Origin of the sequence: Streptomyces sp. NBC_01264 (genome assembly GCF_026340675.1) — a bacterium.
Lineage (GTDB): Bacteria > Actinomycetota > Actinomycetes > Streptomycetales > Streptomycetaceae > Streptomyces.
This window is the reverse complement of the sequence record NZ_JAPEOX010000002.1, coordinates 1,870,254-1,885,118: the sequence shown is the minus strand read 5'-3', so window position 1 is coordinate 1,885,118 and position 14,865 is coordinate 1,870,254. Positions and strand designations below refer to the sequence as shown.

The window sequence follows — 14,865 nt, the reverse complement described above, 5'->3', positions numbered from 1 at the left end:
AGGAGCCCACCACGATGGCCACCGCTGCCCGCACCTCGCGCCTGCGAGCGTGGATGCTGGAAGGCTTGACCGCCGAGAACAGTTCGCCCGCCGCCAAGGAGGCAGCGGCCCAGCCGCACGGCCGGCCGTGGTGGCGGGTCATGTGCCTGACGGGTCTCGACTACTTCTCCACCCTCGGCTACCAGCCCGGCATCGCGGCGCTGGCCGCCGGACTGCTGTCACCGCTGGCGACCATCGTGCTGGTGCTCCTCACTCTCTTCGGCGCCCTGCCCGTCTACCGGCGGGTCGCGGAGGAGAGCCCGCACGGCGAGGGCTCGATCGCCATGCTGGAACGGCTCCTGACGTTCTGGAAGGGCAAGCTGTTCGTCCTGACCCTGCTCGGATTCGCGGCGACCGACTTCCTCATCACCATCACCCTCTCCGCCGCCGACGCCACCGCGCACCTGGTGGAGAACCCGCACCTCACCAGCACGCTTCACGGTCACGAGGTACTGATCACCCTGATCATGATCGCGCTGCTCGGGGCCGTCTTCCTCAAGGGGTTCAGCGAGGCCATCGGGGTGGCCGTGGTCCTGGTGGCCACCTATCTCGGCCTGAACGTCGTGGTCGTGGCCGTCGGGCTGTGGAACGTGATGACCGAACCGCACGTCATCACCGACTGGACGACCGCGCTGACCACCGAGCACGGCAACCCGTTCATGATGATCGCCATCGCCCTCATCGTCTTCCCGAAGCTCGCGCTCGGCCTCTCCGGCTTCGAGACCGGCGTCGCGGTCATGCCGCACGTCAAGGGCGACCCCGAGGACACCGAGGCGAAGCCGGCCGGCCGGATCCGCGGGGCCAAGAAGCTGCTGACGACCGCGGCCATCATCATGAGCGTCTTCCTGATCTGCTCCAGCTTCATCACCACGCTCCTGATCCCCGCCGACCAGTTCAAGCCAGGAGGCGAGGCCAACGGCCGCGCCCTCGCCTACCTCGCCCACGAGTACCTGGGCTCCGCCTTCGGCACGGTCTACGACATCTCCACGATCCTCATCCTGTGGTTCGCCGGCTCCTCGGCGATGGCCGGCCTGCTCAACCTGATGCCCCGCTACCTGCCCCGCTACGGCATGGCCCCGCACTGGGCCCGCGCCCTGCGCCCCATGGTCATCGTCTTCACCCTCGTCGCCTTCCTGGTGACCTGGATCTTCGACGCCGACGTCGACGCGCAGGGCGGCGCGTACGCCACCGGCGTCCTCGTCCTGATCACCTCGGCGGCCGTCGCCGTGACCATCGCCGCCCGCCGCGCGGGCGAGCGCGGCTGGACCATCGGCTTCGGCGTCATCTCCGCCGTCTTCATCTACACCACCGCTGTGAACGTCGTCGAGCGGCCCGACGGCGTCAAGATCGGCGCCTGCTTCATCGGCGGGATCATGGCGCTCTCGCTGCTGTCCCGCCTGGCCCGCGTCTTCGAGCTGCGCGTCACGGACGTGGAACTGGACGACATGGCGCAGCGCTTCATCCGCGACACGTCCAACCGCACGATCCGCTTCATCGCGAACGAGCCCGACAACCGGGACCTGGACGAGTACCGGCAGAAGAAGGAACAGATCCGCGCGGACAACGACATCCCGCCCGGTGACGACGTCATGTTCGTCGAGGTCACGGTCCTGGACGCGTCCGAGTTCGAATCCGGCATGCGGGTCCGCGGCGAAGTGCTCCACGGCCGCTACCGCGTCCTGACCCTGGAGAGCTCCAGCATCCCCAACGCCCTGGCGGCCTTCCTGCTCCACGTACGCGACGAGACCGGCCAGCGCCCCCACATCTACTTCGAGTGGACCGAGGGCAACCCGATGGCCAACTTCCTGCGCTTCTTCCTCTTCGGCCAGGGCGAAGTCGCGCCCGTCACCCGCGAGGTCATCCGCGAGGCCGAACCCGACCGGGCCCGCCGCCCCCACGTCCACGCCGGCTGACGCCGGGTGCCGACCCGTCCCGGACGGGTCAGCCGGCGACGCAGAACTCGTTGCCGACGGGATCCTGCAAGGTCGTCCACGCGAAGCCCGGCGCGGTGTGCTCGCCGACGACCGTGGCCCCCAGCCGCACGAGCCGGTCGACCTCGGCCTTGCGGTCCGCCGCGTCGAAGTCGACGTGGACCCGGTTCTTGACCGGCTTCCTCTCGGGCGCGCGCTGGAAGCCCAGGACGAGCGGTCGGGCCGCGAGGACGACGAAGTCGCCGAAGTCCTCGGCGACTTCGACTCCCAGAGCCTGCGCCCACCAGTCGGCGAGCTCCCGGGGTTCCGCGCAGTCAATCGTGATCATCTTCGCCGCCAGCGCCATGGGATGCACCGTAGGGCAGAGGGGACGGCTGACGCGTGCAGCCACGGTCCGGCAACTCGGTGAACCTTCCCGGCACGGGCGGGGACCACCTGGGCCGTCTCTTTCGCCCTAGCCTCCGATGTCGCGTCTGCGGACGTCGTCCAGCGTCTCGCGCCGGACGAGCGTCCGGGCCGTGCCCGCGTGGACCGCGATCACCGGGGGCCGGCCGACCATGTTGTAGCCGGAGGCCATCGACAGCTGGTACGCGCCCGCCACGGGAACGGCGAGCAGGTCGCCGGGGTGGACGTCGCCCGGCAGTTCCACATCGCCGGCGAGGATGTCCCCGGCCTCGCAGTGCCGGCCCACGACCGTCGTCCTGCGCGGATCGGCCGTCGAGTGGCGGCCGATGAGTCGGGGCGCGTAGCGCACCCCGTACAGGGCGGGCCTCGGGTTGTCGCTCATGCCGCCGTCGACGGCGGCGAACACGGTCTCGCCCGTGCGCTTGACGGCCAGTACGCGGTACAGGGCGACCCCGGCCGGTCCGACGACGGCGCGCCCCGGTTCGATGACGAGCCGGGGTACGGGCAGGCCCGCGGCGGCGCAGGCCTCGTCGAGCCCGGTGCGCATCCGGCGGGCGAGCGCGGTGAGGTCGAGGGCGGGTTCGCCGGGCCGGTAGGCGATGCCGTGGCCGCCGCCCATGTCCAGTTCGGGCAGGACGACCCCGTGCGCGTCACGGACGCGGGCCATCAGCCCCACCATGCGCCGCAGCGCCACCAGGTACGGCTTCACCTCGGTGATCTGCGAGCCGATGTGGCAGTGCAGACCGGTCAGTTCGAGCCGCGGCTGGCCGAGTACGCGCGCGATGGCGTGCTGCGCCGACCCGTCGGCGATCGAGAGCCCGAACTTCTGGCCCTCCGTACCCGTGCGGATCTTGGCGTGACCCCCGGCCGAGACGCCCGGCACGACCCGCACCAGCACCTTCTGGCGCCCGCCGGGCCCGACGGCGGCCGCGATCCTGGCCACCTCGGACGGACTGTCGATGACGATCCGCCCCACGCCCAGCCGCAGCGCCGCCTCCAGGTCACGGGGCGACTTCGCGTTGCCGTGGAGCACGATGCGCCCGGCGGGGAAACCGGCGGTCACGGCGAGCTCCAACTCCCCGGCGGAGCAGACGTCCAGGCCCAGTCCCTCCTCCTCCACCCAGCGCACCATCGCGCGGGAGAGGAAGGCCTTGGCGGCGTAGAGGACACCGGCCTCGGGGAGGGCGGCGCGGTAGGCGCGGCACCGGTCGCGCACCTCGCCCTCGTCCAGCACGTAGGCCGGTGTGCCGAAGCGGTCGGCGATCTCGGTGAGGGACACGCCACCGACGGCGAGGTCGCCGTGCGGCAGAAGGGTGGTGGACGCGGGCCACACGGACAGTTCGCCGGCGGCGGTCGGAGCGTCGGGGAGGTCGGTGACGGTCATGGTGCGGTTCCCCTCAGACGGTCCGGGCGGCGACATCGGGATCCTGCGGCACCGGTGTGCTGACGGGACCGGTCACCGCCATCGCCGGTGCGGTGACCGCCGGAGCGGTCAGCGTCGGATCGACGGTCAGCAGGGCCGCCCCGACCGGCCCGGCGATCGCACGGAGCGCGGACTCGGAGAGCCGGATCCAGGGCCGGCCGGCGCCGAGCGTGGCGGTCAGCCGCTCCGCGGTCGTGAAGCCCACGGCGGTACGGGCCCCCAGCGGGGTGCGGAACAGGCGCACCACCACCTCCGCCCTTCCCGGCAGGACCGGTACGTACAGGGGTCCGGCCGGGACGGGTCCGGTGGGGACGCGTACGGGCCGGACCTGTTCTTCAGGCTCCGGGTCGTCGTCGTACAGGAACAAACACATGGGGCCCTCCCAGAGGAACCACGAGCGGCGGATGAGGCCCCGGATGCGGGGAGGCGGTCCGGGGCACGACACCGAAGCTATCCCCGCGCCCCCGCCCCCGGGCCCACCCCATGACGGGCCCTTGACGGCGAGGGGCCAAGTCCATACGGATCACTGACGGGCTGCTGCGAAGAGGACGGGAAGCCGGTCAGCCGGCGAAGCCCGGGACCACCAGACCGGACTCGTACGCGATCACCACCGCATGGGTCCGGTTCTGCGCGCCGAGCTTGGTCAGCACGTTTCCGACGTGCGTCTTGACCGTCTCCAGGCTCACGGTGAGGGATTCCGCGATCTCCGGATTGGAGAGCCCGGTGGCCATCAGGCGCAGCACCTCCTCCTCCCGGCCGGTGAGGGCGGCCCGCGGCAGGGCCTCCGCGGAGCCCAGCGGGCGGGGCGCGACCATGCGGCCCAGGGCGGCCGGGAAGAGGACGGCTTCGCCCGCCGCCACCACCCGGACCGCCTCGGCGATCCGGCGGACGGGGAGGCGCTTGAGGACGAAGCCGCTGGCGCCGGCGCTGAGGGCGGCCGTGACGTAGCCGTCGTTCTCGAAGGTGGTGATCACCACGACCTTCGGCGGTTCGCCCGCTCCGGCCGCTCCGCCCGCTTCAGCCGCTTCGGCCGCTCCGGCGACGAGTTGGCGGGTGGCCTCGATCCCGTTGAGACGCGGCATCCGGACGTCCATGAGGACCACGTCCGGTCGCAGGAGCCTCGCTCGTTCGACCGCTTCGACGCCGTCGGCGGCCTCGCCGACCACCGTGATCCCCGGCTGTGCGGCGAGCAGCAGGCGCAGGCCGCTGCGGGTGACCTCGTCGTCGTCCGCGATCAGGAGGGTGACGGAGGGGCCGGTGGCGGAAGGGCCGTTGGCTGAGGGGCTGGTGACGGAGGGCAGGGCCGTGCTCTGGCCCGCGTCGGATCCGCTCACACCGACGCCCGTACCGGCAGCCGGCAGGCCAGCCGCCAGTGCTGCGTCCCGTCCGGGCCGGCCCGGAATTCACCGTGCAGCAGCCGGACGCGCTCGGCCAGTCCGGACAGACCGTAGCTGGAGGTCGGGAAGGCACCCGGACCCGGGCCCGTCCGTGCCCCGGTCCGGTTGACCACCGTGAGATCCAGTCCGTCCGGCCCTGTCGCCACCCGGACCTCGATCGGGCCGCCCGCCCCGTGGCGCAGCGCGTTCGTCAGCCCCTCCTGGAGGATCCGGTACGCCGCCCGGGAGAGCGTTCCCCGGACCTGCGCCAGCTCGCCCGACAGCTCCGGTTCCACCACCGCCCCCGCGTGCCGCAGTCGGTCCAGCAGCTCGGGGAGGTCGGCCAGGGTCCGGGTCGGCGCCGTCCCCGAGGATTCGTCGCGCAGCACTCCGAGTACGTAGTCCAGGTCCTCCAGCGCGGCCCGCGTCGACTCCTCGATGCTGCGCATGGCGGCCCGCGCTGCCGCCGGGTCGGCGGAGAGCACCTCGCCGGCCACCGCCGCCTGGATGGTGGCCGCCGTCAGCGTGTGCCCGATCGAATCGTGCAACTCGTGTGCTATCCGGTGGCGTTCGGCCAGGAGCTGTTCCCGTTCGGCGGCCAGCGCGAGCCGTTCGGCCGCCGACGGCCCCAACAGCCTGGGCGCCAGCCACCGCAGAGTATTCGTCACCACCACGCAGACGGCCGCCGCCAGCAGCAGGCAGCCGAGCGCCACCGCCCAGCTGCTCCAGCCGTCCTCCGCCCGCACCGACCAGTCGAACAGGCTCAGCTCCAGCTCGGAGCGGAGCCGGTCCCCCGGCAGGGTCAGGCCCGCGATGACCAGTACGCCGCTCACCAGCGCGCCCGTCCACCCCAGAGCCACGTGCAGCAGCAGCCAGAGCGGGGTCCGCCAGCGGTCGAGGCCCGGGGAGGCGGAAGTCCGGTGACCGGCCACCGGATTCGGCAGCGGCACCCTCAGCATTCGGCGGGCGGACACCACCAGCGCCCGCCGTACGGGGCGAGCCAGTCCGGCCACGCCGACGAGTACCGCCCAGACCAGCAGGGCCAGGACGATCTGCGCGCTCTCGGGAGCGAACCTCCACGACAGCGCCGGCAACAGGGCGAAGGGCAGCAGCGGAAGGCTCGCCAGAGCGCCGCAGTAGGCGAACAGCACACCCGAATACGTGGAGCCGCGCAGCAGCGGCCGGATCATCCTGATCATGGTCGCCAGTATCACCGGGCACTCCACTGGCGGCCTCCCCCGATCGGGGGAGTGATTCCTCCCGCCTTCCCGCGATGCGGCCGCAGGGCCCGGACAGCCAGGATTCGTGCTCCCACCGAACGATTCCCCAGGAGTTGACTCATGCGAGCCGAGACCCGGCAGGGCCTTCCTTCCTCGAACCGGCGGCAGTACGGCGGCAGTCGGCGACGAGCGGTGTCGGCCGCGGCGGCGGTGGCCGTCGGCGTCATGACGCTGGGCGCCCTCGCCCCGCCCACGGCCTCCGCCTCCGCCTCCACGGGCTCCGCCTCCGATTCCTCCGTATCCGAATCAGCGACCTCCGCGGCCGCCAGGCCGGACACCGTCCAGCGGGCCCTGAACTCGCTGGTGCGCGACGACGGCACGCCCGCCGCGCTGGCGAGCGTCCAGGACGCCGGCGGCCGCACCCGCACCTACACCGCAGGGCTCGGCGACCTGGCCACGGGCTCGAAGGTTCCCAGGGACGGCCAGGTACGGATCGGCAGCAACACCAAGACCTTCGTCGCGGTCGTCGTCCTGCAGCTGGTCGGCGAAGGGAAGATCGGCCTCGACACCATGGTGGACGACTACCTGCCCGGCCTGGTCCGCGGGGAGGGGATCGACGGAGGCCACATCAGCGTCCGCCGGCTCCTCCAGCACACCAGCGGACTCCCCGACTACAGCAACTACCTGGGGGACGACGTGCGGTACTACTCCCCCCGCGAACTGCTCGACACGGCCCTGCGGCACCCGGCCGACTTCGCCCCCGGGAAGGGGTGGAAGTACAGCAACACCAACTACATCCTGGCCGGGCTGATCGTCCAGAAGGTCACCGAGCGCCCCCTCGCCGAGGAGATCGACCGGCGCGTCCTCAAGCGCATCGGGCTGCGCCACACCTACTTCCCCGCCCCCGGTGACGCGGGCATCCGGGAGCCCCACCCCCACGGCTACTACCGGGAAACGGCGGACGGACCGCTGCGCGACATCACGGAGATCGACCCCTCCTGGGGCTGGGCGGCAGGCCAGATGATCTCCACCACCTCCGACCTCGACCGCTTCTTCGGCGCACTCCTGGCGGGCCGCCTCCTGCCCGCGGCCCAGCTCGCCCAGATGCGCTCCACCGTCCCCGCCGAAGCGACCTTCGGCCCCGCCGCCCGCTACGGACTCGGCCTCGTCAGCAGGCCGCTGCCGTGCGGCGGTCTCTCCTGGGGCCACGGCGGCAGCTTCCCGGGGTACGAGACCCGCGGCGGCGCCACCGACGACGGCCGTGCCACCAACGTCGCGGTCACCATGCAGCTCACCGACGAGGCGGCCCGGAGGAATCTCGAACGCGCCGTGGACACCGCCCTGTGCCGCTGAACCCCGCCTGGATGCCCGTAGCGGCCTGCGACCGATGAGGGCGCCACTTCGGGACGTGGCGGTCGGGGTACCGTTTCCTCTTCGGATGTGGACCGTGCGGAGGGGGGCGCAACGCCATGGAACTGACCGGAGAGATCGCCGCGATACGGGACGGATCGGGTGATCCGGCACGCCTGGTGGGGGAGTTCCGGCGGGCTGTCCTCCTGGTACCGCTCCCCGATGGCCCCGACGGTGGTCTGATGTCGGCGGTCTCGGGCGGTATCCGGTGGATCTACGCGTTCACGGACGAGGAGGCGCTGGCGCGGTTCGCGGAGGCGCGCGGTGACGCGGGCCGGGAGTGGGAGTTCCTCTCGGTGCTGGGTGCGCGGCTGGTCGACGCGGTGATTCCGGCGGCGGACGGTCCGGCGGGCGTGGCGGTGAACGTGGCGGACGAGGACGGGTCGATGTTCTTCCCGCCGGTCGCGGGGATCGTCCCCGACGGGAGCGCCGTGGACCTGGCCGGGGCGGTGGCCTGATGGCGGGGGACGGTGACCTCGAGGTCTCGCCGGCGGCGGTCAAGAACATCCAGGACGGCCTGCGGGCGGCGATCGGGGAGCTGCGCGAGTCCGGGGACGCGGCCGGCGCCTCCATGGGGGCGGGTTTCGAGAACCTGTCGATGACGGGGATGGAGACCGGGCATCCGGGTCTCGCCACCGACTTCGAGGATTTCTGCGAGCGCTGGGAGTGGGGCGTGCGGAGTCTGGTGCAGGACGCGAGCACCCTCGCCCGGTCGTTGGGGATCGCGGCGGGGACGGTGTGGGAGGAGGAGCAGTACCTCCACGGCACGTTCCGGGTGGTCGCGAACGCGGCGTACGGCAATCCGCACGCCAGTGAGGACGAGATCGAGAAGAAGCCGTGGGGCGAGATCTTCTCCGCGGACGCCTACAAGCCCGATTACAGCGCGGAGTCCTTCGAGAAGGGCAACGAGCAGATCCGGCAGACCTGGTCGGACACGGGGGAGGAGCTGAAGTCCAACGGGAAGATCGGTTCGATCAACGACCTGCTGGAGCAGGCGAAGCGTGACGGGGGCGGTCGCTGATGGGCTGGCGGGATTTCGTTCCTGACGTCATCGAGGACGGCGTCGAGAAGGGTGCGGAGAAGGTCGGTGACGCGGTCGAGTGGGCCGGTGACAAGACGGCGGACTTCGCCGAGGACGTCGGGCTGGACGGCGCGGGGGACTGGATCCGTGACAAGAGCCGCTCGGCCGCCAACCGGCTGGGCGCTGATGTAGCGGAGTTGGAGCTGGGTCAGACGGAGGATCCGAACAGGCTGGTCTACGGCAGTGTGTCGAAGATGCGCGCGCAGGTCTCCCACCTGAACGACTTCAAGGCGTCCTTCGACAAGGTCGGCAACGGGCTGAAGGGGATGGGGGAGCCGGACGGCCTGAAGGGCAGGACGGCCGATTCGTTCCGGGAGTCGGTGGCGAAGGAGCCGCCGCGCTGGTTCAAGGCGGCGGAGGCCTTCGGGAAGGCCGCCGACGCGATGGGCCGGTTCGCGGAGACGGTGGAGTGGGCGCAGGGGCAGGCCAAGGAGGCGCTGGAGGAGTACAACCGGGCGAAGAAGGTCTCCACCGATGCCCGCAACGCCCACAACAAGCTGGTCGGTACCTATAACGACGCGCTGAAGGCGAAGCAGGATCCGCTGCCGCCCCGCCCCTCGGAGAACTTCACCGATCCGGGGGCCGCGATCGCGACGGCCGCGCAGGACAAGCTGGACACGGCTCGCAAGCAGCGCAACGACGTCGCCGAGACGGTGCGTACGGCGGTGCGGGCGGCGCGGGACGCGGCTCCGCCGAAGCCCTCGTACGCGCAGCAGCTCGGCGACGGCATGGACTACCTGGACCTTGCGAAGACGCACCTGACGGGCGGTGTCATCAAGGGCACGGCCGGGATCGTGAACTTCGCCCGTGCGCTGAACCCGATGGACCCGTACAACCTGACCCACCCCGCCGAGTACGTGACGAACCTGAACTCGACGGCGGCGGGCCTGGTCACCATGGCCAACGACCCCATGGGCGCGGGCAAGCAGATGCTCGACGAGTTCATGAAGGACCCCTCCGAGGGCTTCGGCAAGATGATCCCGGAGCTCGTCGGCTCCAAGGGCCTGGGCTCGTTGAAGAAGATCGGCTCGACCGCCAAACACCTCGACGACCTCAAGGGCCCGGGGCGCCAGACGCTCTCCGATGCCCCGGGCGACGCCCACAAGACCCCGGACCCGGACCGCGACGTGGACGGTGACCCGGTGGACCTCTCCACGGGCCGGATGTTCCTCCCCCAGACGGACGTCGCCCTGCCCGGCATCCTGCCGCTGGTCTTCACCCGCCGCACCGAATCCGGCTGCACGGTCGGCCGCTTCATGGGGCCCGCCTGGACGTCCACCGTTGACGAACGGTTGGAGATCGACCCGGTCGGGGTCGTCCACGTCACCGCCACCGGGCTGCTCATCGCGTACCCGCACGCCGCCCCGGGCCTACCCACCGGCCCCGAAGGCGGTGGGACCCGTACGCTGCTCACCCGCGACGCGGACGGCGACTACACGGTCACCGAGCCGGACAGCGGTCTGGTCTTCCACTTCGCCGCCCCGGCCGGGGGCGAACCGGGGGGCGACGGCGAAGCCTGGCTGTCGGGCATCTCCGAACGCAACGGCCACCGCGTCACCGTCGAGAGGGACGAGGACGGCCTGCCGTCGGCCCTGGTCCACTCGGCGGGCCACCAGCTGAACCTGTCCGTCATCGACGGCCTGGTCACCTCCTTGTCCCTGGCCGGTGCGGGCGAGGGTGGCACGGACCTGCCCCTGATGGGCTACGGCTACGAGGACGGCAACCTCATAGCGGTCACCAAGCCTTCGGGCGCCACCACCGCCTTCGTGTACGACGACCGTCGCCGCGTCACCGCCTGGATCGACTCCAACGGAAGCCGCTACGACTATGTCTACGACGACCTGGATCGCGTCGTGGCGGAGGGCGGCGAGGCCGGCCACATCCAGATCGCCCTGTCGTACGGCGAGCCGGACCCGCGGACGGGTCACCACACCACGACGGTCACCACCCCCGACGGCAACACCACCCGCCACCTGTTCGGGCCCGGCCGCAAGGTCCTGGCCGTCACCGACCCCCTCGGCCACAGCACCCACTTCACCTACGACCCGCGCGGCAACCTCCTGACCCGCACAGATCCGCTGGGCCTCACGACCGTCTTCTCGTACGACGAGGAGGGCCGCGTCATCCGCGCGATCCGCCCCGACGGCAGCGAACTGCACACCGTGCGCGGCCCGTTCGGCTTGCCCGCGGAAGTCTTCGGGCCGGACGGCGCGCGCATGCTCCACGAGTACGACGAACGCGGCAACTGCACGGCGGTCATCGACCCGGCCGGCGCCACCACCCGCTACACCTACGACCACGGCGCCCGCCTCACCTCGCTCACCGACGCCGAGGGCGCCACGACCCATGTGGTCTGCGACGCGGCCGGGCTGTCCGTGGAGGTGACCGCGCCGGACGGATCGGTGACCCGGACGGAGCGGGACGCCCTCGGCAGGCCGGTCCGCATCACCGATCCGATGGGCGGTGTCACCCGCCTGGAATGGGATGCCGACGGGCAGCTCGCCCGGCGCACCGGCCCCGAAGGCGCCACGGAGACGTGGACGTACGACGGCGAGGGAAACCTGCTCTCCCGTACCGACGCGTCCGGCGGGGTGACCCGCTTCGAGTACACCCACTGCGACCTCCCGGTCGCCCGCACCGGACCCGACGGCGCACGCTACGAGTTCGAGCACGACTCCGCGCTGCGCCTCACCCGCGTCACCAATCCGCACGGGCTGACCTGGACGTACACGTACGACGCCGCCGACAACATCGTCTCCGAGACCGACTTCGACGGCCGCACCCTCACCTACCGGCTGGACGCCGCGGGCCGGCTGGCCGCCCGTGTCGACGCGCTCGGCGGGACCATCGCGTTCGAACGCGACCGGCTCGGCCAGGCGGTCCGCAAGGACGTCGACGGCCGGACGACCTACTACACCTACGACAGGGCCGGACGCCTGCTGGAAGCGGCCGGACCCGACGGGGCACTGCGTTACCAGTACGACCGATGCGGACGCACCAAGACCGAGCTGGTGGACGGCCGTCCCATCAGCTACGCCTACGACGCCACGGGCCGCCGTACGCGCCGCACCACACCCACCGGGCACGTCACCTCCTACGCCTACGGCTCCGACGGACAGCCCCACCGGCTCACCACCGGCGGCCACCGCGTCGAGTTCACGCACGACGCCGCCGGTCGCGAACTGGCCCGGGCCTTCGGCGACGCGATCACCATGACCTCGGCCTGGGACGAGGCAGGCCGACTCTCCGAACAGCACATCACCGCGGCGGGGCGCGCGGTCAACAGTCGCGCCTACACCTACCGCGCCGATGGTCACCTGATGTCCCTCGCGGACCGGCTGACGGGTACCCGTACCTTCGACCTCGACCGGGCGGGCCGGGTCACCGCCGTCCACGCCCAGGGCTGGACCGAGCGCTACGCCTACGACACCGCGGGCAACCAGACCTCGGCGTCCTGGCCCTCCGGCCACCCCGGCGGCGAAGCCACCGGACCGCGGGCCTACGCCGGCACCGGCATCACCCGCGCCGGCGACGTCCGCTTCGAACACGACGCCCTCGGGCGGGTCACCCTGCGGCAGAAGACCCGCCTCTCCCGGAAGCCCGACAACTGGCGCTACACGTGGGACCCGGAGAACCGCCTCACGGGCGTGACCACCCCTGACGGGACCCGCTGGAGCTACCGCTACGACCCGCTCGGCCGCCGCACCGCGAAGCAGCGCATGGCAGCCGACGGCGTGACCGTCGTCGAGGAGGTCCTGTTCACCTGGGACGGCCTGACCCTGTGTGAACAGACCACCCACCAGCCGGACCAGCCGAACGCGGTCGCCCTCACCTGGGACCACCGCGGCGACGTCCCGCTGGCCCAGACCGAGCGCATCCTCACGGCCGACGACCGCCAACGCGAGATCGACCGCCGCTTCTTCGCCATCGCCACCGACCTCATCGGCACCCCCACCGAGCTGATCGACGAGTCCGGCGACATCGCGTGGCGCTCCCGGTCCACCCTGTGGGGCACCACCGCCTGGGCTCGTGACAGCAGCACCTACACCCCGCTCCGCTTCCCGGGCCAGTACTACGACCCCGAGACCGGCCTCCACTACAACCTCTTCCGCCACTACGACCCCGAAACCGGCCGCTACGCCTCCCCGGACCCCTTGGGGCTGGCTCCCGCGCCGAACCCCGTCGCCTACGTGTCCAACCCGAACAGCGCGTGCGACCCGCTGGGCCTCATGCCCAAGTACACGAAGGAGGAGAAGGCTCAGAAGGCCAAAGACGTCGCGCTCAAGGCCATCGACGACGTCATCGAGAGGGCGCAGGAAGGCGGGATGAAGAAGGCGGGCAACTACCACGCGCACGACCACGGTTTCACCGAGGACATGGTCCTGAAGATCCTCAAGAACCCGGACTCGGTGTACTACTCGACGGCGGGCACCGGAAAATTGATCTTCCGTCAGGGCGAGGACATCGTTGTGGTCCGTGCCGACAACACCGCGCCGGGCAATGTCATCACGGCCTACGGTTCGTCCGGCATCAAGGGGCCCTCTGGCTTCGAGGCGCTGGGCGGCTCCCCCGGCGACCCCGGTGCACCGATTACACACACCGACGTGGTGGAAGGCAGGATTCCTGCCAAGAACGGCTACATGGCTCCCGCAGAGCAGGTCAGATGAGGTGGCACGCACATGAAACTCACCATCGGTGACGACTGGACCGCGACGGTGACGGGTGAGCCGCTGAGCATCACCCCGCGTTTCGACTTCTGGGACCTCAAGGTGTCCGTCACGACGTACGCGAACGTGGAGGAACGCGGCCGGTTCCTCCTGGACACCTTCGGGAGCCACCCGTATCTGTGGGACACGCCCGACGAACTCCACTTCGATCCGGCCAGCCGGAACCTGGTCGGCGCCGAGTTCCAGATCGCCGTCGGAGACACCGATGCCGATGATTGGGCGCGCGTTCCCGGCACACCTGTCGTCCGCCCGGGTGGTCTGCGCGCGGACGAGGCCCGGGACTTCCATCTGGAGGTGACCACGGAGCTGTGCCGCGCACCCGCGGACGGCGAACTGACGTGTCTGCGCGATCTCGACGTCCTGGACGACCCGCTGGAGGCCCGGATCGGCATCGCGCCCGGCGTGGCGCTCCTGGTCCAGCACGGAACCGTCGTCGGGTGGAGCCTCAAGGACCCCGTGCGCTACCTGACCACCGGCTTCACCGCCCCCACCCCGACTCCCCCCGCCGCGGCCACCCGCCTCCTGTTCACCGAATGCCTGGACCTCCTCACCACGCCCCTCCTCGACGAGGTGAGGCGCCGCGACCCGGCCGCCCTGGCCACCCTCCGGGATCTCCACCACCGGCTGCGTGTCCAGCGCGAGGACCGCCACCGCATCGATGCCCTGACCGTGAAGATCGCCGACTTGGTCACGGACTACGGGAACCGGTGAAGGCCGGCCGGGCAGTGGACGCGTCCGGCCCGCCTCCGCGTCACCTCAGCGCGCGGGTCGTGTGACCCTGCGCGCTCGTCTGCGGTGCGGGACGATCAGCCCGGTGCCCAGGTAGGCGCCGTCCGCGATGACCGTCGTCCCGGCTGCCGCGGCCGGCAGGTCCGACTCGCGCCAGACGTGGGCCTCGGCCTTGTTGCCCGGTGCCGGCCGTGCGCTCGCGATGACCAGGCGGGTGTCCGCGTCGATGATGACCTGCACGTTCGCCGAGAAACGGTAGTTGCGGGACGAGGCGGCCACGGTGCGGTCGCGGACCTGGATCAGGGTGCCGTCCACCATCCACAACCGGTCCGCGTCGGCTACCGGCCGCGGTGCGGGCTCCAGCGCGAGCAGCGGGCCGAGCCTGTTGATCACCCGGTAGACGGAGACCGGGGAGATCCCGAAGAGCGCCGTCGGTCGAGATCCGGCGGGCCCCGCACACCGTGCCGCAGCACGTCGCAGCTCGTGGCGGCCTTCCGGGTAGGAGTTGGGGGGTGTGGCGCCCG

Annotated in this window: 11 protein-coding genes and 1 pseudogene; 6 read left to right on the top strand and 6 right to left on the bottom strand. The window is 71.4% G+C overall.

The features are described from left to right. The first annotated feature begins 14 nt into the window (after positions 1 to 14). Positions 15 to 1,952: an APC family permease gene (locus OG435_RS41560; protein ID WP_266885405.1), complete on the top strand. Its 1,938-nt coding sequence runs from the start codon at positions 15 to 17 to the stop codon at positions 1,950 to 1,952. Positions 1,953 to 1,980: 28 nt separating this feature from the next. Here OG435_RS41560 and OG435_RS41555 read toward each other — a convergent pair whose 3' ends face one another. The 5 genes from OG435_RS41555 to OG435_RS41535 form a co-directional block, all read right to left on the bottom strand. Beyond that, entirely contained in the window at positions 1,981 to 2,316 is a 336-nt protein-coding gene (locus OG435_RS41555; protein WP_266885403.1) for a VOC family protein, read from the bottom strand. 108 nt (positions 2,317 to 2,424) lie between these two features. Further along, positions 2,425 to 3,759 carry a diaminopimelate decarboxylase gene (gene lysA / locus OG435_RS41550; protein WP_266885401.1) on the bottom strand — a complete coding sequence of 445 codons (1,335 nt, stop codon included), beginning with the start codon at positions 3,757 to 3,759 and terminating at the stop codon, positions 2,425 to 2,427. 13 nt (positions 3,760 to 3,772) lie between these two features. Next, on the bottom strand, positions 3,773 to 4,171 hold the full coding sequence (locus OG435_RS41545) for an SAV_915 family protein (protein ID WP_266885399.1): 399 nt from the start codon (positions 4,169 to 4,171) through the stop codon (positions 3,773 to 3,775). A gap of 187 nt (positions 4,172 to 4,358) precedes the next feature. Then, positions 4,359 to 5,099, bottom strand: a complete 741-nt coding sequence (locus OG435_RS41540) for a response regulator transcription factor (protein ID WP_266886541.1) — start codon at positions 5,097 to 5,099, stop codon at positions 4,359 to 4,361. A 29-nt stretch (positions 5,100 to 5,128) separates the two neighbouring features. After that, positions 5,129 to 6,373: a sensor histidine kinase gene (locus OG435_RS41535; protein ID WP_266885397.1), complete on the bottom strand. Its 1,245-nt coding sequence runs from the start codon at positions 6,371 to 6,373 to the stop codon at positions 5,129 to 5,131. A 141-nt stretch (positions 6,374 to 6,514) separates the two neighbouring features. Here OG435_RS41535 and OG435_RS41530 point away from each other — a divergent pair, with 141 nt between their 5' ends. The 5 genes from OG435_RS41530 (at position 6,515) to OG435_RS41510 (ending at position 14,323) form a co-directional block, all read left to right on the top strand. Beyond that, positions 6,515 to 7,747 (top strand): serine hydrolase domain-containing protein, encoded by a 1,233-nt coding sequence (locus OG435_RS41530; RefSeq protein WP_266885395.1) that lies wholly within the window; start codon positions 6,515 to 6,517, stop codon positions 7,745 to 7,747. Positions 7,748 to 7,863: 116 nt separating this feature from the next. After that, entirely contained in the window at positions 7,864 to 8,262 is a 399-nt protein-coding gene (locus tag OG435_RS41525) for an SseB family protein (protein WP_266885393.1), read from the top strand. Continuing rightward, positions 8,262 to 8,825, top strand: coding sequence for a hypothetical protein (locus OG435_RS41520; protein WP_266885391.1), 564 nt, complete (start codon positions 8,262 to 8,264; stop codon positions 8,823 to 8,825). Before OG435_RS41525 ends, OG435_RS41520 begins: the two co-directional genes overlap by 1 nt. Continuing rightward, positions 8,825 to 13,552, top strand: a complete 4,728-nt coding sequence (locus tag OG435_RS41515; protein WP_266885389.1) for a putative T7SS-secreted protein — start codon at positions 8,825 to 8,827, stop codon at positions 13,550 to 13,552. The genes OG435_RS41520 and OG435_RS41515 overlap by 1 nt, the downstream gene beginning before the upstream one ends. A 12-nt stretch (positions 13,553 to 13,564) precedes the next feature. Continuing rightward, on the top strand, positions 13,565 to 14,323 hold the full coding sequence (locus OG435_RS41510; RefSeq protein ID WP_266885387.1) for a hypothetical protein: 759 nt from the start codon (positions 13,565 to 13,567) through the stop codon (positions 14,321 to 14,323). Between the two features lie 66 nt (positions 14,324 to 14,389). On the opposite strand, the pseudogene OG435_RS41505 reads toward OG435_RS41510, so the two are convergent. Then, a pseudogene (locus OG435_RS41505) lies at positions 14,390 to 14,767 on the bottom strand (transposase); the annotation flags it as partial. Positions 14,768 to 14,865 lie beyond the last annotated feature (98 nt).